At 67.4% G+C, this 19,087-nt stretch carries 20 protein-coding genes; 10 read left to right on the top strand and 10 right to left on the bottom strand.

All coding sequences use genetic code 11. The features are described from left to right. Positions 1-113: 113 nt before the first annotated feature. Genes E2L08_RS12915 through E2L08_RS12905 form a run of 3 tightly spaced genes read right to left on the bottom strand, consistent with a single transcriptional unit; the run spans position 114 to position 3,667 of the window. Positions 114-1,514 (bottom strand): sensor histidine kinase, encoded by a 1,401-nt coding sequence (locus tag E2L08_RS12915; protein WP_133397509.1) that lies wholly within the window; start codon positions 1,512-1,514, stop codon positions 114-116. Positions 1,515-1,524: 10 nt separating this feature from the next. Then, positions 1,525-2,940: a dihydrolipoyl dehydrogenase family protein gene (locus E2L08_RS12910; protein ID WP_133397508.1), complete on the bottom strand. Its 1,416-nt coding sequence runs from the start codon at positions 2,938-2,940 to the stop codon at positions 1,525-1,527. Between the two features lies 1 nt (position 2,941). Further along, complete coding sequence (locus E2L08_RS12905) at positions 2,942-3,667, bottom strand: TVP38/TMEM64 family protein (RefSeq protein ID WP_133397507.1); 726 nt, start codon at positions 3,665-3,667, stop codon at positions 2,942-2,944. A 266-nt stretch (positions 3,668-3,933) separates the two neighbouring features. On the opposite strand from E2L08_RS12905, the gene rpmH reads away from it, so the two are divergent. From rpmH to E2L08_RS12855, 10 genes are all read left to right on the top strand, one after another. After that, positions 3,934-4,068: a 50S ribosomal protein L34 gene (rpmH, locus tag E2L08_RS12900; RefSeq protein WP_012177012.1), complete on the top strand. Its 135-nt coding sequence runs from the start codon at positions 3,934-3,936 to the stop codon at positions 4,066-4,068. Beyond that, complete coding sequence (gene rnpA / locus E2L08_RS12895; RefSeq protein WP_168771152.1) at positions 4,068-4,478, top strand: ribonuclease P protein component; 411 nt, start codon at positions 4,068-4,070, stop codon at positions 4,476-4,478. The genes rpmH and rnpA overlap by 1 nt, the downstream gene beginning before the upstream one ends. Next, entirely contained in the window at positions 4,475-4,696 is a 222-nt protein-coding gene (yidD, locus tag E2L08_RS12890; protein ID WP_133397506.1) for a membrane protein insertion efficiency factor YidD, read from the top strand. Before rnpA ends, yidD begins: the two co-directional genes overlap by 4 nt. 41 nt (positions 4,697-4,737) lie before the next feature. Next, positions 4,738-5,613, top strand: coding sequence for a tRNA 2-thiocytidine(32) synthetase TtcA (gene ttcA / locus E2L08_RS12885; RefSeq protein WP_133397505.1), 876 nt, complete (start codon positions 4,738-4,740; stop codon positions 5,611-5,613). A 105-nt stretch (positions 5,614-5,718) separates the two neighbouring features. Next, on the top strand, positions 5,719-7,518 hold the full coding sequence (gene yidC / locus E2L08_RS12880; protein ID WP_133397504.1) for a membrane protein insertase YidC: 1,800 nt from the start codon (positions 5,719-5,721) through the stop codon (positions 7,516-7,518). A 28-nt stretch (positions 7,519-7,546) separates the two neighbouring features. Then, positions 7,547-8,191: a CatB-related O-acetyltransferase gene (locus E2L08_RS17380; protein ID WP_133397503.1), complete on the top strand. Its 645-nt coding sequence runs from the start codon at positions 7,547-7,549 to the stop codon at positions 8,189-8,191. After that, positions 8,188-8,841 carry a ribosome biogenesis GTP-binding protein YihA/YsxC gene (gene yihA, locus E2L08_RS12870; RefSeq protein ID WP_133397502.1) on the top strand — a complete coding sequence of 218 codons (654 nt, stop codon included), beginning with the start codon at positions 8,188-8,190 and terminating at the stop codon, positions 8,839-8,841. The genes E2L08_RS17380 and yihA overlap by 4 nt, the downstream gene beginning before the upstream one ends. Positions 8,842-8,922: 81 nt before the next feature. Beyond that, the gene (locus tag E2L08_RS12865) at positions 8,923-10,737 is read left to right on the top strand and encodes a c-type cytochrome (protein ID WP_168771145.1); all 1,815 of its coding nucleotides are present in this window, start codon (positions 8,923-8,925) and stop codon (positions 10,735-10,737) included. A 110-nt stretch (positions 10,738-10,847) separates the two neighbouring features. Beyond that, entirely contained in the window at positions 10,848-11,717 is an 870-nt protein-coding gene (argB, locus tag E2L08_RS12860) for an acetylglutamate kinase (RefSeq protein WP_133397500.1), read from the top strand. Further along, positions 11,714-12,220: a SixA phosphatase family protein gene (locus E2L08_RS12855; protein ID WP_133397499.1), complete on the top strand. Its 507-nt coding sequence runs from the start codon at positions 11,714-11,716 to the stop codon at positions 12,218-12,220. Before argB ends, E2L08_RS12855 begins: the two co-directional genes overlap by 4 nt. 6 nt (positions 12,221-12,226) lie before the next feature. Here the strand turns inward: E2L08_RS12855 and E2L08_RS12850 are convergent, their stop codons facing one another. The 7 genes from E2L08_RS12850 to crcB all read right to left on the bottom strand — a co-directional run bounded on the left by E2L08_RS12850 (position 12,227) and on the right by crcB (position 19,072). Then, entirely contained in the window at positions 12,227-13,024 is a 798-nt protein-coding gene (locus E2L08_RS12850; protein ID WP_276321531.1) for an amino acid ABC transporter ATP-binding protein, read from the bottom strand. 15 nt (positions 13,025-13,039) lie between these two features. Beyond that, positions 13,040-14,335, bottom strand: coding sequence for an amino acid ABC transporter permease (locus E2L08_RS12845; RefSeq protein WP_133397498.1), 1,296 nt, complete (start codon positions 14,333-14,335; stop codon positions 13,040-13,042). A 2-nt stretch (positions 14,336-14,337) separates the two neighbouring features. After that, entirely contained in the window at positions 14,338-15,552 is a 1,215-nt protein-coding gene (locus E2L08_RS12840) for an amino acid ABC transporter permease (RefSeq protein ID WP_240758228.1), read from the bottom strand. Positions 15,553-15,678: 126 nt separating this feature from the next. Further along, complete coding sequence (locus tag E2L08_RS12835; protein ID WP_133397497.1) at positions 15,679-16,698, bottom strand: amino acid ABC transporter substrate-binding protein; 1,020 nt, start codon at positions 16,696-16,698, stop codon at positions 15,679-15,681. Positions 16,699-16,912: 214 nt separating this feature from the next. Continuing rightward, positions 16,913-17,629 (bottom strand): ATP12 family chaperone protein, encoded by a 717-nt coding sequence (locus E2L08_RS12830; protein ID WP_133397496.1) that lies wholly within the window; start codon positions 17,627-17,629, stop codon positions 16,913-16,915. Positions 17,630-17,645: 16 nt separating this feature from the next. Then, on the bottom strand, positions 17,646-18,698 hold the full coding sequence (locus tag E2L08_RS12825; RefSeq protein ID WP_133397495.1) for an RluA family pseudouridine synthase: 1,053 nt from the start codon (positions 18,696-18,698) through the stop codon (positions 17,646-17,648). After that, positions 18,695-19,072, bottom strand: a complete 378-nt coding sequence (gene crcB / locus E2L08_RS12820; RefSeq protein WP_133397494.1) for a fluoride efflux transporter CrcB — start codon at positions 19,070-19,072, stop codon at positions 18,695-18,697. Before crcB ends, E2L08_RS12825 begins: the two co-directional genes overlap by 4 nt. Between the last annotated feature and the right edge of the window lie 15 nt (positions 19,073-19,087).

The following is a 19,087-nucleotide window of genomic DNA, read 5'->3' as shown; positions in this document are numbered from 1 at the left end:
CTTGGCCGGGGGCAAGACACAACGATGCTGCGCGGCGGGGACGGGTGCTCACGCCCCGCTCTTCTCTTTCTCAAATACCCATCCGACGCCGCGAGTGGCGCCATGCGCTGGGGCTATTCGGGCGCGTCCAGCCCGACCACGGCGCGCGGCAGGCGGATCTCGAACCGTGTGCCCTCGGGGCCGGTCTCGACCAGCGTCAGCGTTCCGCCATGGCCGCGGACGAGCTCGTGCGCGATGGTCAGGCCCAGCCCCGTGCCGCCCTTGCCCGAGGCCGAGGCGAATGGCTCGAACAGGTGATCGCGGGCGCGGGGCGGCAGTCCGGGGCCGGTATCCGAGACCTCGACGATCCAGTCGCTCTCGGTCTCGCGGCCGAGGATCGCGATGCGCCCGCCCTCGGGGCGCAGCGCCAGCGCCTGGCGGGCATTGCGCACGAGGTTGCCCAGCACGCGGTAAAGCTGTTCGGGATCGGCGCGCACGTACATCTCGTGGGGGATGTCGCGTTCGATGGTCACGTTCTGGTCGGCCGCGGCGAGCCGTTCGCCCTCGATCACGTCCTCGACGATATCACCCAGAGGAACGCGTTGCAGCGCCGGTTGCGGCTCGTCGACGCGGCCGAAGGCCAGCGTGCCCTCGCAGATCGAGATCGCCCGGCTGATCGAGTTCAAAAGCTTCGGCAACAGCCGCTTGGCGGTGGGATCCTCGCTGGTTTCCTCGAGCCGGTCGGCGAAAAGCTGCGCGGTGGTCAGCACGTTGCGCAGGTCGTGGCTGATCTTGGCCACCGCGCCGCCAAGCTGGGCCAGCCGCTGGCGTTGCCTGAGCGCGGCGGTAAGCTGCGTCTGGAGGCTGCGCAGCGCCTGTTCGGCGGTCCGCAGTTCGCGCACGCCGGCCGAGGGCACGATGACGCGGCGCGCGTCCTCGGGCGCCTCGGCATAGCTCTCCATCGCCTGCACCACGCCGCGGATGGGCAGCACGATCACGCGGCGCACCGCCCAGAACAGCAGGATCGCGGTCATGCCCGAGATCACCGCCGACAGGATCAGCACCCGCAGCCCGTATTGCAGCATCGCCATCCTGAGCGGCCCGTCGGCCAGCGTCACCTCGATCACGAGGTTGGGCCGGCGCGGCGGGGTGGCGAGGACGCGCACGATCTCGTCGCTGTCCTGAACGAGCGTCGCCATGGCGTCGCGGATCAGCGTCACGGCGGTCGCGTCGCGCAGATCGTAGGTCGCGGCCACCGGCGACGGGATCTCGGAACTGAGCACGAGCTGGCGTGCGTCATCGGCGCGCAGCACGATATTGTAGACGCCCACCGTCTCGAGAAGCTCGCGTTCGAGCGCCGGGTTCACCATGTCGTCCGACAGCGCGGCCAGCGACGCGATATGCGCCCGCTCGACCGCGGTATAAAGGTAATCCTCACGGAAACGGGCGACCGACGGCACGAAGATCAGCACTTCGGCCAGCATGACGAAGATCACCGTCAGGATGAGGAAGCGGCCGGACAGGCTGTTGAGCATGTTCTTCCCGTCAGGGCAGGTATTTCTGTATCAGTCCAACGACGCTCTTGAGTGTATCGTTTCCGAACAGTCTTGGCGAGAAATACGCCGAAGCGGCCTTCTTGTTCAGCTCCATCAGGGTCGGATAGGGCAGGACGGTATCGGCCAGCGCCTTCATCCTGAGCCCGTTGGCGATGGCGAGCGCCCAGACCCCGATCAGCTCTCCGGCCTGCGCGCCCACGATGGTGGCGCCGACGGGCTTGCCACGCACCACCATGACCTTGACGAACCCCGTCGTCCTGTCTTCGGTATTGGCGCGGTCGTTCTCGGCATATTCCGCGCGCACGACCTCGAGATTGCCGCCGTGCTCCTCGCGGGCCTGCGCCTCGGTCAGCCCGACCTGCGCGAGTTCCGGGTCGGTATAGGTCGCCCAGGGGATGTGGTGCTGTTTCGCCTTTGCTGGCAGGCCGAACACGATGGACCGCACGACGACGCCCGCGTGATAGCCCGCCACATGGGTGAACTGGAGCCGCCCGGCCGCGTCCCCGATGGCATAGACCCGCCGGTTGCTGGTCGAGCGCAGATCGTCGCCCACCTCGATGGCCCGGTCATGCTTGACGCCCCCCGCATCCAGGTCGAGCCGGTCGAGATTGACCTTGCGCCCCACCGCGATCAGCAGGTGCGAGCCCGAAAAGCTGCGGCCGCCCTCGGTCTCGACGGTCACGGCCCCGTCCTGTCCGGTGACGCGCGCGGCCTGTTCGCCCTCGACGATCTCGATACCCTCGCCGCGCAGCCGCTCCATCAGGATGGCGACGGCCTCGGGGTCGTCCTTGGCCAGGGCGCGCGAACCCTCGACCACCGTCACCTTGCAACCCAGGCGGCGATGGGCCTGCGCCATTTCCATGCCGATATTCCCGCCGCCGATGACGATCAGGTGCTCGGGCCGCTCGCGCAGGTCGAAAATGGTCTCGTTGGTGAAATAGGGCACCGCGTCCAGCCCCTCGATGGGCGGGACCAGCGGCGAGGATCCGGTGGCCAGCACGAAGCGGCGCGCCTTGATCCGACGCTCACCGACCTGCATCTCGGTGGGCGAGACAAAGCGCGCCCAGTCGCGGATGACGCGAACGCCCAAGCCCTCGAACCGCTCGACGCTGTCGGCGGGTGCCAGCGCCTCGATGGCCGCCTCGACATGGTCCTTGGCGGCGGCGAAATCGACCTGCGGCGCGGCCGGCGCGACGCCCATGCCGCCCTTGCGCACGGTCTGGGCGTGCTTGCCCGCCGCGATCAGCGCCTTGGAGGGGACGCAGCCGAAGTTCAGGCAGTCGCCGCCCATCTTGCGCCCCTCGATCAGTACCACGTCGGCGCCGAGCTGCGCCGCTCCGGACGCGACGGACAGCCCTGCCGAGCCCGCGCCCACGATGCAGATGTCGCAGGAAATCCGTTCCATGTCAGAGACCTTTCCGCCCGCGCAGGGCCTTGATGAGGATGGGAAGCGCCGCCAGAAGGCACAGGCCGAGGATCGGCAGAAGGATGTGCGGCTCGAAGACGATGCCGAGATCGGGCGTCTCGCCGCGGGCGAACACCTCGCCCAGCCCCGCGCCGACCGAGGTATAGACCACCGCGCCGGGGATGATCCCCAGAAAGGTCGAGACCGCGAATCGCCATAGCGCCACGTTCATGAAGGCCGGCACGAGATTGGCGACGAAGAACGGCACCGCGGGCACCAGCCGGATGAGAAAGAGCATCGACCACTGGTTCTCGTCGATGCCGGTCTTGATGCGCCGGATCAGCCCCTCGCCGGCCGTCATGCGCGCCGACAGCCGCTCTCCGAGGCCCCAGCGCGCCGCGAGGAATATCGCGATGGCGCCCAGCGTCGCCCCGGTGATGTTGTAGAGCGCGCCGGGAAAGGTCGCGAACAGGAACCCCCCGGTCAGGGTGGCGATGGTCGCGCCGGGCAGGCTGAAGGCCACGATCGCCGCATAGGCCGCGACGAACCCCGCGACGCTGGCGAGGTAATTGGCATCGCGAAAGGCCAGCAACTCGGCACGGTTGCGCGCCAGCGCGTCGAAGCTGAGATAGTCGCGCAGGGTAAAGGCCCCGATCAGCGCCACGGCGGCGATCACGATGATCGGCACGCGCCTGCCCCAGGCCGATCGAGTCGTGGTGTCGTCCATGCCGGGGCACTCCTGTCGATGGCGTCGGCGGCGATGGTGGCGGTTCGCGCGGCGGGCGCCACCCCTATCACGCGCGATTGAGGGGTCGTGACGGAATGGGGCGGGGGCTGAAACGGTTCCACCCCGTCGCGGTCCGCGCGGGCGGTTGACAGCGCGGCGCGCCGGCCCTAGAGGCGGGGTTCGAGACGATCGCGCCCCGGCCGATGCGTGTGGCCCCCCGTGCGGCCGGCGCGACGCCGCGGCATGCAGCAGACCGGAGAGACGCCATGAAACGCACCTTCCAGCCTTCGAACCTCGTGCGCAAGCGCCGTCACGGGTTTCGTGCGCGCATGGCCACCAAGGCCGGCCGCAAGATCCTGAACGCGCGCCGCGCCCGCGGCCGCAAGTCGCTCAGCGCCTGATCGCTATCGCCGCTGACACGGATCGCCCCGCCGCGCCGCAAGGTGCAGGCGGGGTTTCCGCGTCCGGGCACGACGCGCCCTCGACCGAACGTCTCACCCGGCGTGCCGATTTCCTGCGGGCGGCGCGGGCGGTCAGCGTGCGGGCCGACGGGTTCGTGTTGCAGGCCCGCGACCGGGGCGCGCCCGGCCCGGTGCGCGTCGGGTTCACCTGCTCGAAAAAGGTCGGCAACGCGGTGGCGCGTAACCGCGCCAAGAGACGCCTGCGCGAGGCCGCGCGCCTGACGCTGCCCGGCCGCGCCCGGCCGGGATGGGATTACGTGCTGATCGGGCGGCGCGACCGCACCGCCGCAATCCCCTTCGACACCCTCTGCGCCGAGCTTGCGCGCGCGCTCGACCGGGCGCACGGATGACCCCGCTTGCCTGGATCCTTGCGCTTCCGGTGCGGGTCTATCGCGCAGTGTTCTCGCCATGGGTGGGCTATAACTGCCGCTATGACCCGACCTGTTCGGCCTATGCGCTCGAGGCGCTGCGGCGGCACGGGGCCTTGCGCGGCGGCTGGCTGACGCTGCGCCGCATCGCGCGCTGTCACCCCTGGGGCGGGGCCGGCGTGGACGACGTGCCGGATTGAGCCCGCTTCCCTGCCCGGCCGATCCGCGCTATCGCGCGGTCATGCTGGACCACAACGACATCCATCCGCTTTTCGCCGGCGCCCCCGCGACGACCGAGTTCCGCAAGCTGCGCAAACGCATCCTGCGCGAAACCCGCGAGGCGATCACACGCTATGGCATGGTGCGCGGACCGCGTGACACGGGCCCCGAGCGATGGCTCGTCTGCCTGTCGGGCGGCAAGGACAGCTTTACCCTGCTGGCCGTTCTGCACGAGCTTCAGTGGCGCGGATTGCTGCCGGTCGAGCTTCTGGCCTGCAATCTCGACCAGGGGCAGCCGGGTTTTCCCGCCACCGTCCTGCCCGAGTTTCTCGAGGAACGCGGCGTGCCGCACCGGATCGAGTTTCGCGATACCTTCAGCGTGGTCAAGGACAAGGTGCCCGAGGGTCGGACCTATTGCGCGCTCTGCTCGCGGCTGCGGCGCGGCAACCTCTATCGCATCGCCCGCGAGGAAGGGTGCAGCGCGGTCGTGCTGGGCCATCACCGCGACGACATCCTCGAGACGTTCTTCATGAACCTGTTCTTCGGCGGCCGGCTCGCGACCATGCCGCCCAAGCTGGTCAACGAGGATGGCGACCTGTTCGTGCTGCGCCCCCTCGCCCATGTCGCCGAGGCCGATTGCGCGCGGTTCGCCGCGGCGATGGCCTATCCGATCATCCCCTGCGACCTCTGCGGGAGCCAGGACGGGCTGCAACGCCAGCAGGTCAAGCGCATTCTCGACGAATGGGAGGCGCGCAGCCCCGGACGGCGACAGATCATGTTCCGCGCGCTGGCCCATGCGCAGCCCTCGCACCTGCTCGACCCGGCCCTGTTCGATTTCGCCGGGCTCGACCTTTCGGCGGCGGGGGATATATCGTTGCCGGACGACACGACCCGTTGACCCCTGCGTGAGCGGAGGGCACCCACAAGGGCTTTGCGCTTGACCTCGACCCGCACGCCCTGTTGAACACCGGCTGAATTGGCGGCTGGCCCGGGGCGGAACGATATGGACGACCAAAACAGGAACCTCATCTTTGCGACGGTTCTGAGTTTCCTCGTCATTCTGGGGTGGATGTTCTTCTTTCCACCCGAACAGCCCGTGCGCGACACCACGGCCGATAACGTCGCGGCCGATGCCGACCTGGCGGTGGCCGACCTGCCGCCCTCGGCCCGCGTCGCGGGCGAAACCGTGCCCGACGCCCCCGCGGCAGAGGTCGAGGCCCCGCGCATCCCCATCGACACACCGGCGTTGGCGGGCTCGATCTCGCTCAACGGGGGGCGGATCGACGACCTTTCGCTCAAGCGCTATCGCGAAACGCTGGACCCCGACTCGCCCATAGTCGACCTTCTGTCGCCCGTGGGCGGCGGACAGCCCTATTACGCGCTGTTCGGCTGGGCGCCGGGCGGATCGCTCGAGTTCGACGACGTGCCGGGCGCCAACACCCCCTGGCGGCTGGTCGAGGGCGAGGAGTTGGGCGTGAACCGGCCCGTCACGCTCGAATGGGAGAACGGCGCGGGGCTGACCTTTCGTCGCGTGATCTCGGTCGATGACGACTACATGTTCACCATCGACCAGACGGTCGAGAACCGCTCGGGTGCGGCCGTCCGCATGGCGCCCTATGGCACCGTCGCGCGCCACGGCGAGCCCGACACCACCGGCTTTTTCATCCTGCACGAGGGCGTCGTCCGCATGTCCGACGGCGAGCTGCAGGAGCTCGATTACGACGACCTGCCCGATCTGACCGCCGATGCCCGCGAGGGCGCGCCGGCCGACGTGATCGAGGTGGCCGGCGACGGCTGGGTGGGGTTCACCGACAAGTACTGGATGACGACGCTGGTGCCCGGCGCGGGCAGCGCGTTCACCTCGGTGGCGAAATATGTCCCGCGGTCGGATGTCTACCAGACCGAGGCCCGCCTGCCCACGATGGAGATCGGCGACGGTCAGACCGCGACCACCACCATGCAGCTTTTCGCCGGCGCCAAGGAGTGGGAGAGCATCCTCGCCTACCAGAACCAGGGCGTCGACCGTTTCGTCGATTCGATCGACTGGGGCTGGTTCTTTTTCCTGACCAAGCCGATCTTTGTCGTGCTGCACTGGCTGAACCTCGCCATCGGCAACATGGGCTGGTCGATCATCGTCCTGACCCTGTGCATCAAGGCGCTGCTCTTTCCGCTGGCCTACAAGTCCTACGTCTCGATGGCCAAGATGAAGGAACTCCAGCCCGAGATGGAAAAGCTGAAGGAGCGGGCCGGCGACGACCGCCAGAAGCTTCAGCAAGAGATGATGCAGCTCTACAAGAAGGAAAAGGTGAACCCCGCCTCGGGCTGTCTGCCCATCCTGTTGCAGATCCCGATCTTCTTCTCGCTCTACAAGGTCATCTTCGTCACGCTCGAACTGCGCCATGCGCCCTGGATCGGCTGGATCCGCGACCTGTCGGCGCCCGATCCGTCCTCGATCCTCAACCTGTTCGGACTGCTGCCCTGGGGCGTGCCCGATCCCAGCTCGTTCTTTGCCATCGTGTCGCTGGGCGTGCTGCCGATTTTCCTCGGCATCTCGATGTGGCTTCAGCAAAAGCTGAACCCGGCCCCCACCGATCCGACGCAGCAGATGATCTTTGCGTGGATGCCCTGGGTGTTCATGTTCATGCTGGGCAATTTCGCCAGCGGGCTCGTGCTTTACTGGATCGCGAACAACACGATCACCTTCTCGCAGCAATACATCATCATGCGCAGCCAGGGCTACAAACCCGATGTGCTGGGCAACATATTGCGCGGGTTCAAGCGCGAGAAAAAGGAAGCCAAGTGACCGGCGCGCGCCTCGCGCCCGCCCCGGCATGAGCGTCGGGCCCGATCCGTCCTGCCTGCATCCGCTGGCCTTCAGCGAACAGGTCGCGTTCCTCCAGCCGCTCGCCGAGGGGCGCGAGAATGTCGAGATCGGGCGCTTTGCCTATTATGACGACCCCGACGGGCCCGAGGGCTTTTTCGATCGCTGCGTGCGATACCATTTTCCGTTCCACGGCGACCGGCTGGTGATCGGGGCGTTTTGCGCCATCGGCGCGCGGGCCCAGTTCATCATGAACGGCGCGAACCACGGCATGACGGGGCTGTCGACCTACCCTTTCGCGATCTTCGGTCATGGCTGGGATGACGGGTTCGATTTCGAAAGTTTCTTCGAAAACGCGCGCGGCGATACGGTGATCGGCCCCGATGTCTGGATCGGGACCGAGGCGATGATCCTGCCCGGCGTGACCATCGGCGCGGGCGCCGTGATCGGCGCGCGGGCGGTCGTGGGGCGCGACGTGGCGCCCTATGCCGTCGTGGCGGGCAACCCGGCCCGCGAAATCCGGCAGCGCTTCACCCCCGATATCGTCTCGCGCCTTTTGGCAGTCGCGTGGTGGGACTGGCCGGCTGAGCGGATCACCCGCGCCCTGCCCGCGATCCGCGCGGGCGACATCGAAATGCTGGAGACCATGGCATGACCACCCTGCCCTTTCCCCTGGCCGAGCCAACGGAGGACGAGCGCGAGACCGGGCGGTTGATGTTTGCCGGGCCGGTCGAGTTCGTCAAAGGCGTGGTCGCCATGGACGGGCTGCCGCCCGCCGACCGGATCGAGGTCTGTTTCGCCGGGCGCTCCAACGTGGGAAAGTCGAGCCTCATCAACGCGATGACCGGGCGCAAGGCGCTGGCCCGCGCGTCGAACACCCCCGGACGCACGCAGGAAATCAACTATTTCACCGCCGGTGAGATGTTCCTGGTCGACCTGCCCGGCTATGGCTTTGCCAATGCCCCGGTCGCCGTCGTGGGCAAGTGGCAGGCGCTGATGCGGTCCTACCTCGGCGGACGGCCGACCTTGCGGCGCGCCTTTCTGCTGATCGACCACCGCCACGGGCCGAAACCCGTCGATGACGAGATCATGAAGCTGCTCGATCGCGCCGCCGTGCCCTTTCAGGCGGTGCTGACCAAAGCCGACAAGGTCAAGGCGAGCGAGCGCGGGCCGATCCTCGACCGGCTCAGGGGCGTTCTGTCGCAGCACCCGGCCGCATTTCCCGAGATTCTGGTCACATCCTCGGAAAAGGGCGACGGAATCGCCGATCTGCGCGCAGTCATTGCCGGGCTGGGGCGCGACTGACGCCGCACCGCTCGGAACGCCATCCGCCGCGACGTGTTTCGGTTCGTACACGAACGCGCGAGCCTTGACGGGGAGATGACCATGAAGCGGCCGAAAATCAAGCGCAGGGATATCTATGCCGGCGTCATCGCGCTGGTCGGGACCGGGGCCGTCGTCGGGGCCGTCGCCTTTACCGCCCTGTCCTTCGGCGCGTTCAACGTCTCGGCCACCTATCCGCATCCAAAACCCGTCCACTGGATGCTGCACTATGTCTTCAAGCGCACCGTCGCCGTCAGGTCGAGCGAAGAGCCCCCCGAGGATCTGATGGCCGAGGGTCGCAGGCTGCTCGGCACGCAGCATTACGCCAATGCCTGCGCCAAATGTCACGGCGGTCCGGGGCTGGGCCAGAACCCTCAGGCCCTGTCGATGCGGCCACGGCCGCAGCACCTCGCCTCGGTGGTCGACCAGTTCTCGGACAGCGAGCTTCACTGGATCCTCAAGAATGGCGTGCGCTACTCCGCCATGCCCTCGTGGCCGGCCGAGGATCGCGACGACGAGATCTGGAACGTCGTCGCCTTTTTGCGCGAGTTGCCCGAGCTTTCGACCGAGGAATACGTCTCGCGGCTGCAATGGCCCGAGGGCGAGGATCTGCCGATGATGCCCTATGGCGAACGCGGCCCGTTGATCGAGACGGACATGCCCCCCAAGGCACCGCCGCTCGACGAATATCTCTATGCCTCGCCTGCGACCGAGTGGCGCGATTTCGCGATCCAGGGCCACCCGGTCCAGCGCTGCGCCGCCTGTCACGGCGTGGACGGCAGCGGCAGCGCGACCAACGGCTATGCGCCGAACCTGACCGCGCTCGATGCGCCCTATATCGAGACCGCGCTCGAGGAATACGCGGCCGCCGAGCGCGAAAGCGGGATCATGCAGATCGTCGCGTCGAACCTGTCGGCGACCCAGCGCACCGAGCTTGCCGCCTATTTCGCCAACCTGCCCGACAAGAAGGCCCCCAAGGCCGGGCAGCCCGCCGACCTGGTCCCCGTGGGCGAGGAAATCGCGCTGAACGGCGTGCCCGAGCGCGCCATCCCCGCCTGCACCACCTGCCACCAGCAGGGCCGCAGCGAACTGGTCGACGGGCTGGCCGTGCCGAACCTCGCCGGGCAATCGCCGATCTACATCCGCGAGCAGCTTGAACTGTTCGCCAAGGGCGGGCGGCGGTTTCAGGCGCTGTGGAACCCGATGCACTACGTCGGCGGCGCGCTCGAGGAACGCGAGATGATCGCGCTCGGCGCCTATTTCTCGTCGCTCGAGCCGGATACCGCGCTGCCGCAACCCACGCTCGCGCTGGCCGATGTCGAGGCCGGGCAGCAGGTCGTCATCAATGTCTGCTCCAAGTGCCACCAGGCCAGCGGGCGCGGCAGCGACGGAGGCGACGTGCCGAACATCTCGCTCCAGAACGAGACCTATATCAGCCACCAGCTCTGGAAGTTCCGCAACGATATCCGCCCCAACAGCCGGATGAGCGAAACGACCAAGCTGCTCTCGGCCGAAGAGCTGCGCGACGCGGCCGCCTATTTCGGCTCGCTCGAGCCGCTGGACCGCGACGAGACCGTGGATGCCACGCTGGTAGCGCAGGGCGACGAGATCGTGCGCAACGGTATCCCCGAGCGCAACGTGCCGTCCTGCCTGACGTGCCACGCCGAAAGCTCGGTCAGGGATGTGCCGATCATCGCGCGGCTGCACGGGCAGACCTTCGAGTATCTTGATTCGCGGTTGGAACAGTTCGCCGGCGATACGGGTGATGGGCTCTACGGGCTGAGCCCGATGCACCGGATCGCCTCGCGCATGGACGATGGCGAGCGCGCCGCCGCCGCCGCCTGGTTTGCGGCACAGGATCCGCTGCCCAAGGACTGACCGCCCGCGCGGCGGAACCCAGGGCGGCGCGCATCCCCCGCGATGCGCGCCGCCATCTGCTTGAGCGTTCCGGCGCCAGCCGCTAGGCAGAGGCGAACGAGGGACGCTCCATGACAGATACGCGCGCGACGCATGACGACTGGGCCGCAACGGCCCATACTCTCAGCCAGGCCCTGCCCTATTTCCAGCGCTATGCCGGGGCCACGGTGGTCATCAAGCTGGGCGGTCACGCCATGGGCTCGGACGAGGCGATGCGCAGCTTTGCCCGCGATATCGTGCTGATGCGCCATGTCGGCGTGAACCCGGTCATCGTCCATGGCGGCGGCCCCATGATCAACGCCATGCTCAAGGCCCAGGGCGTCGAAAGCACCTTTGTCGGCGGCAAGCGCGTGACCGATGCGGCGACCATCGAGATCGTCGAGATGGTGCTGTCGGGGCTGGTGGGCAAGCGCATCGTGCAGGCCATCCAGGCCGAGGGCGGGCAGGCTGTCGGCATCAGCGGCAAGGACGCGCGGCTGATGGTCTGCGAACAGACCGACCCGGCGCTCGGCTTTGTCGGCACGCCGGTCGAATGCAATCCCGGCTTTCTCACCGCGCTGCAATCGACGCGCACGATCCCCGTGATCGCCCCCATCGGCACCGGCCGCGCGGGCGAGACGTTCAACGTGAACGGCGACACCGCCGCGGGGGCCATCGCCGCGTCGCTACGCGCGGACCGGCTGCTGTTGCTGACGGATGTGTCGGGGGTCAAGGGCGAGGATGGCGAGGTGATCTCGGAGATCACGCCCGAGGCGATCCGCGCGCTGACGGAGGACGGCACCATCTCGGGCGGCATGATCCCCAAGACGCAGACGGCGCTAGATGCCATCGACGGCGGCGTGCGGGCGGTGGTCATCCTCGACGGGCGCGTGCCCCATGCGGCCCTGCTCGAGCTTTACACCCAAGGCGGGGCCGGCACCCTGATCCGGGGCCAGAGGTGAGCCTGCGGCTTGTCCTTACCCGGCACGCGAAATCCGATTGGGCCGATGCGGCGACCCCCGACCACGACCGCCCGCTGAACGCGCGGGGGCGCGACAGCGCCCGCGCGATGGGCGATTGGCTCAGGTCGCAGGATGCGACGCCCGACACGGCGCTGGTCTCGACCGCGAAACGGGCGGTCGACACATGGTCGGACCTGTCGGCAGCGTTCACACGCACGGTCGAGGTGCGCCTGATGCGCGCGCTCTACCTTGCCCCGCCCGAGGATATACTGGCCGCGTTGGCGCCGCTCGAGGTGCAATCGGCGCTGGTGATCGCGCATAACCCCGGCATGGCCGCCCTCGCCCAATGGCTGGTCGACGAAACCCCGGCCTCGGTCGAGTTCCACCGCTTTCCGACCTGCGCGACGCTGATCCTCGACATCGCGGCCCAATGCTGGGCCGATCTGGGGCCGCGCAGCGGAGCGGTCGCGGGCTTTGCGGTGCCGCGCGACCTGATGGGCTGACCGGGCCTAGTGGCCGAGGATCTGGCTGAGAAACAGCTTGGTCCGGTCGCTCTTGGGGTGGTTGAAGAACTCTTCGGGTTCGTTCTGTTCGACGATCTGACCCTGATCCATGAAGATGACGCGGTTCGCGACCTGCCGCGCGAAACCCATCTCATGGGTGACGCAAATCATGGTCATCCCCTCTTCGGCGAGCTCGATCATGGTGTCGAGCACCTCCTTGATCATCTCGGGGTCGAGCGCCGAAGTCGGTTCGTCGAACAGCATGATCTTGGGCCGCATGCACAGCGACCGCGCGATGGCCACGCGCTGCTGCTGCCCGCCCGAAAGCTGGCCGGGATACTTGTTCGCCTGATCGGGGATCTTGACCTTTTCGAGGAACTGCATGGCGTCCTGCTCGGCCTCGCGCTTGGGGGTCTTGCGCACCCAGATCGGCGCCAGCGTGCAGTTCTCGAGGATGGTGAGGTGCGGGAACAGGTTGAAGTGCTGGAACACCATCCCGACCTCGGACCGGATGCGGTCGATATTCTTGAGATCCGAGGAAAGCACCGTTCCATCGACCTCGATCCGGCCCTTCTGATGCTCTTCGAGCGCGTTGATACAGCGGATCAACGTCGATTTTCCCGACCCCGAGGGGCCGCAGACCACGATCCGCTCGCCCTTGTAGACGGTCAGGTCGATGTCGCGCAGGACGTGGAAGGCGCCGTACCACTTGTTCATGTTCTCGATCGAGATCGCGACCTCGTCGCTGACCTTCATGGCGCTGCGATCGACGGTTTTCGGCGCGGCTTGGGGGGTGTCGGTCATGGTCATGGGCATCCCTCAGCGATGATCGGTGGCCAGCTTGCGCTCGAGCCATTGGGAATATTGCGAAATCGTGTAGCAGACGACGAAGAACAGCAGGGCGGCTGCGCCGTAGAGTTCCCAGTAGACGCCGTTCCAGTCGGTCGAGGCCAGGATCGGGCCGCGGATCATGCCGACCACGTCGAACATCGAGATGATCGAGACGAGCGTGGTGTCCTTGAACAGGCCGACGGCGACATTGACGATGCCGGGGATCGAGATCTTGAGCGCCTGCGGCAGGATGATGAGGCGCATCGCCTGCCCGTAATCCAGCCCCAGCGCATCCGCGGCCTCGTATTGGCCGCGCGGCAGGGCCGCCAGACCGCCGCGGATCACCTCGGCGATATAGGCCGAGGCAAACATCGTGATCATGATGATGACGCGCAGGATCAGGTCGAAATTCGTGCCGGGCGGCAGGAAATAGGCGAGAACCACGTTCGCCACGAAAAGCAGCGTGATGAGCGGCACGCCGCGGATGAACTCGATGAAGGCGACGCAGGCGATCTTGATGATGGGCAGGCGCGATTGCCGCCCCAGCGCCAGCAGGATCCCGAAGGGCAGCGAGAGCGAGACGCAGACCGTGCCCAGCATCATGTTCAGCATGAAGCCACCCATGTCGCGCGAGGGCACCGGCATCAGGGCCACGAAATCGGGAACGGCGCCCGCGACGGCGATGCCCACCCACCACACGATGCCTGCCACGACCAACGCGGCGACAAGCGCGGTGGCAAAGCCGCGCGAGACGGTGGCGCCGAAGGCCACGTAGCCCAGCACCACCCCCAGAAGCGCCATGAGCGGCACGACGATCGTGCCCCCCCACAGCAGCCAGTAGGCGGCAAAGGGATAGAGCAGCGTCAGGATCAGCAGCTTTCGCGGCAGCCCCGAGAACAGCACCGGCGCCGCGCAGACGAACAGCAGGATGAAGGCCAGCGTGGGGCGCCAATAGGCCTCGGTCGGGTAGGAAAAGCCGAAGAGAAGCTGGTTCCATCGCTCGGTCAGGACGGCAAAGCACCCCGCGTCGACGCCCTGCAGGATCTCGCGGCATTCGCTGAGCGAGCCCGCGTTCCACACCCCCGAGAACAACCAGGGCAGGAAGCCGCTGAGCAGCGAGAATACGACGTAGAGCGAGACCAGCGTCAGAAGCGTGTAGAACCAGTTCGAGAACAGGTTCTCGCGGCCCCATTTGAGGATGCCCCTTTCACGCGCGGGCGGCGGGCTTTGCGGGATGAAGCTTTCGCGGACGAAGGCGGCGGATTGGGCGTGGGTGTCGCTCATGATTACCGCTCCTTCAGCGCGACGGAGGCGTTATAGACGTTCATCGCGGCCGAGATCGACAGGCTGATGACGAGATAGAACAGCATCAGCAGCAGGATCGACTCGATGGCGCGGCCGGTCTGGTTCAGCGTGATCCCCCCCAGCGTCGCGGTGATGTCGGCGTAGCCCACCGCGATGGCGAGCGAGCTGTTCTTGGTCAGGTTGAGATATTGCGAGATCAGCGGCGGGATGATGACGCGCAGCGCCTGCGGAAGGATCACGAGGTTCATGATCCGTCGCGGGCGCAGCCCCAGCGAGGCCGCGGCCTCGGTCTGGCCCTTGCTGACGGCGAGGATGCCGGCGCGGACGTTCTCGGCGATGAAGGCGCCGGTATAGACCGACAGTGCCAGCCACAGCGCGATCAGCGGGCGCTGAATCTCGAATCCGCCCGAAAGGTTGAACCGGTTTGCCAGCGTGTCGGGCATGTTCAGCCCGATGGGCTGGCCGAGGATGAAATAGAATGCCACCGCCGGCACGACGAGGATCGGCAGCACCGGCCAGGCGGGGTAGAGCGTGCCGCTGGAGAACAGCGCCTTCTTGCGAAAGCGCATGTAGGCCCATGCGGCGACGATCGAGGCCACCAGCGCCACGACGACCCAGACCGACCCCGCCTCCCAGATCGGGGCGGGCGACGTGATGCCCCGGTTGGTAAAGGCGAAAAGGCCGAAGATCAGCCCGCGCTCGGGCTCTTCGCCGAGATAGACGCGGGGGCTCGGTCCAAGCTGGACGATGGTGCCGATCATCAGGATCCAGATCAGGACCGGCACATTGCGGAACGCCTCGACATAAAGCGACATGAGGCGCGCCACGAGCCAGTTTTTCGACAGGCGCAGCACCCCGGCGGTGACGCCGATCACCGTGGCGGTGATGCAGCCCATGATCGCGACGAGCAGCGTATTGAGCAGCCCCACGATGGCCGCGCGCAAGTGCGAGGATTGGCTGTCATATTCGATCAGCGCCTGGTTGATGTCGTAGCCAGCCGGATCGCCGAGAAAGCTGTAGCTGAAATTGAGTCCCGCCGCCGCGAGGTTGCTGACGAGGTTCATCCCCAGCCACGCCATCAGGAATATGATGACGATCAGCGCGATGAACTGGTAGGTCAGCCCGCGATAACGCCGGTCGTTGAGCAGCATCGAGGGGCGAAACCCGCTGTGATCCTGGTCCGGTATGCTTGCCATGACTGGATATCCGAAGGGTTGCGGTCACCGGGCCGCAGGCAGAGACGCCCCGGCAGGTGGGAAATGACGTGGTCTGGATGAACGAAGAAAGGCGCGGGCGGCGCGAACCGCCCGCGCGAAAGCGTCTTAGCGGAACGGGGGCGAATACATCAGCCCGCCATCGGTCCACTGGGCGTTGAGCCCGCGCGACAGGCCGATGGGCGTCTCTTCACCGATGTTCTTGGCGAAGAGCTCACCGTAATTGCCGCCCGCCGCGATGGCGTTGACCGCCCAGTTGGCGTCCAGGCCGATCATCTCGCCGAGATTGCCCTCGGTGCCGAGAAGGCGGTTGATCTCGGGGCTGTCGCCCGCCGACGACGCCATGTCGGCGACATTGGCCGAGGTCACGCCCAGTTCTTCGGCGGCGATCAGGGCGTTCAGCGTCCAGCGCACGATATCGCCCCACTCGCTATCGCCATGGCGGACCAGCGGGCCGAGCGGCTCTTTCGAGATGATCTCGGGGAGGATGACATGGGCCGACGGATCCTCGAATGTGGCCCGCGTCGCGGCAAGGCCCGAGGCGTCGGTGGTGTAGGCGTCGCAGGCGCCGGCGAGGTATTGCTGCTGCGCCTCGCCATTGGTCTCGATCGGGACCGGCTCGTAGCTGATGTTGTTCTTGCGGAAGAAATCCGCGAGGTTCAGCTCGGTGGTGGTGCCGGTCTGGACGCAGACGGTCGCGCCGTCGAGATCCTTGGCAGAGGTCACGCCCAGGTCGCGGGGCACGATGAAGCCCTGGCCGTCGTAATAGTTCACGCCGGCGAATTCGAACTTGAGGTCGTTGTCGCGGCTGAAGGTCCAGGTCGTGTTGCGCGACAGAACGTCGATCTCGCCCGAGGCGAGCGCGGTGAACCGGGTCTTGCCGGTCAGCGGCACGAATTCGACCGCAGAGGCGTCGCCCAGCACGGCTGCGGCGATGGCCCGGCAGAGCGCGACGTCGAACCCTTCCCAGGTTCCGCTGGCATCGGGGGCCGAGAAGCCGACAAGGCCGGTGCTGACGCCGCAGTTGAGCGTTCCGCGTTCCTTGACGTCGTCGAGCGTGGCGGCCGAGGCGGCGCCGGCCATGAGACCCGTGGCAGCGGCGGCGCCGAGAAGCATCTTTTTCGTCATGTAACCCTCTTACTGAATGGCCGTCGCAACGCGCGACGGTTTATTGTCTCGCCCGGATTGGGTCCGGTACGATCTTTGGGCCGGGCTTTCGCCCCGCCGAATGTCATGAGTGTGGGCGGATTCATCGCGACGGGTCAAGGCACCGATCATAAACAGTGATGCCACGGACCGCCAAAAGCCCAAAAAATCGGCGCTAACATTCGCTAACGTCGCGTCACGCCTCGTTCGACAACGCGTGAAAGCGCCATGCGGTCGCAAAGGACGCCGCCTTGCGCGCGGCAAGCTCTTCGGCCTCGTCGTCGCGGCCCCATTGTTCGGTCTGCCAGATCTCGTCCAGCCGCGAGAGATCCCATGCCGCGTCGTGGGACAGCTCGCCCGCCGCCGTGGCCAGCGCCAGAACGAAGGACCCCGAGAGCGTCACGAGTTCGTGGAAACCGGCCAGCTCGAAATGGTTCATCCCCTCCATCGCCTGAGCGAGCCGGGCGATGTCGGCCTCGTGCTGCGCCACGGGCATGACGCCTTGCGTGACGGAAAGCCGCGCGCCATGGGTGCGCGCCGCCCAGTCGAGCCACGGATCCCACAGCTCGGCCTGACGGATGACGAGCCCGAGGGGCCGGTCGGCGCGATAGCACAAAAGGTCGGTGCGCGCGTATTCGGCCAGTTGCGCCTCGACGGCCGCGCGGTGCTCGGCCACGGTATCGATGGCCGAGTTCGCGGTGCGCGTCAGCGGCATGGCGGCGGGGTCGATCCGCTCGGACTGCGCGTCCCATTCGTCGGCGACCGCACGGGCCAGCGCGACCGTCGGCAGGGTCAGCCGCGCGCCGGCGGGGCTGTGCACGGGCTTGCCATCCAGAAGAACGGCATGGCGGTCGGGGGCCTCGGCCGCGATTTCGGCGGCGCTCCAGAACCGTTTCACGGCCCATTCGGTCATTGCGATGCTCCTCGTCTCAGATGCCGGCGTCGGGGTCGAACGGATCGGCGGGCGCGTCCGAGGGGCGCCATTCCAGCGCCTCCCAGGTGCGGGCCATGTGATCGGGCAGCGGCGCGGTCAGGGCAAGCGTCGCACCCGTGGCGGGATGGCGCAGGGTCAGGCTGCGGGCGTGCAGGTGCAGCTTGCGGCTCATCCCGCCGCCAAGCTGGGCGCCCCAGCCATCGCCGAGGTTCTCCTGCCCCGATCCGCCGTATTTGCCGTCCCCGATGATCGGGTGGCCGAGCTCGGCCATATGCGCGCGAAGCTGGTGCGTGCGCCCCGTAATGGGCTCGAGCGCGCACCACGACAACCGCCCGCCCAGTGCCGAGAGCGTGGCGTAATGCGTCTCGGCGCGCTTGGCCCCTTCGGTCGTGCGGACCGCGTCGGGATGCAGGCAACGCATCTTTTCGCCCTCGCCCCCCGCGCCGTGGCCCGGTGCCTTGACCAGGCCGAACTTGATGACCCCCATGCGCGGATGCGGCACGCCCGCGACCGCGCCCCAGTAAATCTTGCGCGTGCCGCGATGCTTGAGCGCCTCGACCAGCTCCTTGGCCATGGTCCGGGTCCGCGCGAGGATCAGCACCCCCGACGTGTCCTTGTCGAGGCGGTGCACCAGCCGCGGCTTGTCGTCAAAGCCGAAACGCAGCGCCTCGGCCAGACCGTCGACATGGCGCGTCTGCCCGCTACCGCCCTGCGTGGGCAGGCCGGGCGGCTTGTTCAACGCGATGATATGGTCGTCGCGATAGATAACGGCCGACTGGATCATGCGCGCATCCGCATCGCTGACCCTGGGCTCGGCGTGAAAGGGCTGCGGCGCCGCCTCGTCGGGCAGGGGCGGCACGCGGATCTCCTGGCCCGCGCTCACGCGGCTCGCGCCCTTGACGCGGCCGCCATCCACGCGGATCTCGCCCTTGCGGCACATCTTTTCGATGCGGCCCTGAGGGACATGCGGGAACCGCTTGCGGAACCAGCGGTCGAGCCTCTGGTCGCCCTCGTCGGGGCCCACCGTCACGATCTGCACGCCGCTCATGCCAGCAACCCCCGTCCCAGAAGCACGCCAAGATAAAGCCCGCCGATCGACGCCCCGACCGACAGGAGGATATAGGCCGCCGCCTGCCCCGCCTGCCCCTTTTCCATCAGCGCGAACGCCTCGAGCGAGAAGGCCGAGAAGGTGGTGAATCCGCCGAGGATGCCGGTCTGCACCAGCGGCGCGAATTGCGACAGCCCGCGCTGCGCCATGGCCACCACGGCGAGGCCCATGACGAAAGAGCCGAGCACGTTGACGCTGAGCACGGCAAGCGGGAATCCCGGTCCCGTCACGCGCAGCACCCATAGCCCCATGCCCCACCGGGCCGAGGCGCCGATGGCCCCGCCAAGGGCGACCTGTAGAAGCGTTCCGATCATGTCGCCCTCCTCGGG

Source organism: Palleronia sediminis (assembly GCF_004358695.1).
GTDB classification, from domain to species: Bacteria; Pseudomonadota; Alphaproteobacteria; order Rhodobacterales; family Rhodobacteraceae; genus Palleronia; species Palleronia sediminis.
Note: the sequence above shows the minus strand (reverse complement) of the source record. Positions and strands in the feature narration are given on the sequence as shown.

Coding starts and splice junctions, on each gene's coding strand:
- E2L08_RS12915 (WP_133397509.1), bottom strand. CDS start 1,514: ATGCTCAACAGCCTGTCCGGCCGCTTCCTCATCCTGACGGTGATCTTC.
- E2L08_RS12910 (WP_133397508.1), bottom strand. CDS start 2,940: ATGGAACGGATTTCCTGCGACATCTGCATCGTGGGCGCGGGCTCGGCA.
- E2L08_RS12905 (WP_133397507.1), bottom strand. CDS start 3,667: ATGGACGACACCACGACTCGATCGGCCTGGGGCAGGCGCGTGCCGATC.
- rpmH (WP_012177012.1), top strand. CDS start 3,934: ATGAAACGCACCTTCCAGCCTTCGAACCTCGTGCGCAAGCGCCGTCAC.
- yidD (WP_133397506.1), top strand. CDS start 4,475: ATGACCCCGCTTGCCTGGATCCTTGCGCTTCCGGTGCGGGTCTATCGC.
- ttcA (WP_133397505.1), top strand. CDS start 4,738: ATGCTGGACCACAACGACATCCATCCGCTTTTCGCCGGCGCCCCCGCG.
- yidC (WP_133397504.1), top strand. CDS start 5,719: ATGGACGACCAAAACAGGAACCTCATCTTTGCGACGGTTCTGAGTTTC.
- E2L08_RS17380 (WP_133397503.1), top strand. CDS start 7,547: ATGAGCGTCGGGCCCGATCCGTCCTGCCTGCATCCGCTGGCCTTCAGC.
- yihA (WP_133397502.1), top strand. CDS start 8,188: ATGACCACCCTGCCCTTTCCCCTGGCCGAGCCAACGGAGGACGAGCGC.
- E2L08_RS12865 (WP_168771145.1), top strand. CDS start 8,923: ATGAAGCGGCCGAAAATCAAGCGCAGGGATATCTATGCCGGCGTCATC.
- argB (WP_133397500.1), top strand. CDS start 10,848: ATGACAGATACGCGCGCGACGCATGACGACTGGGCCGCAACGGCCCAT.
- E2L08_RS12850 (WP_276321531.1), bottom strand. CDS start 13,024: ATGACCGACACCCCCCAAGCCGCGCCGAAAACCGTCGATCGCAGCGCC.
- E2L08_RS12845 (WP_133397498.1), bottom strand. CDS start 14,335: ATGAGCGACACCCACGCCCAATCCGCCGCCTTCGTCCGCGAAAGCTTC.
- E2L08_RS12840 (WP_240758228.1), bottom strand. CDS start 15,552: ATGGCAAGCATACCGGACCAGGATCACAGCGGGTTTCGCCCCTCGATG.
- E2L08_RS12835 (WP_133397497.1), bottom strand. CDS start 16,698: ATGACGAAAAAGATGCTTCTCGGCGCCGCCGCTGCCACGGGTCTCATG.
- E2L08_RS12830 (WP_133397496.1), bottom strand. CDS start 17,629: ATGACCGAATGGGCCGTGAAACGGTTCTGGAGCGCCGCCGAAATCGCG.
- E2L08_RS12825 (WP_133397495.1), bottom strand. CDS start 18,698: ATGAGCGGCGTGCAGATCGTGACGGTGGGCCCCGACGAGGGCGACCAG.
- crcB (WP_133397494.1), bottom strand. CDS start 19,072: ATGATCGGAACGCTTCTACAGGTCGCCCTTGGCGGGGCCATCGGCGCC.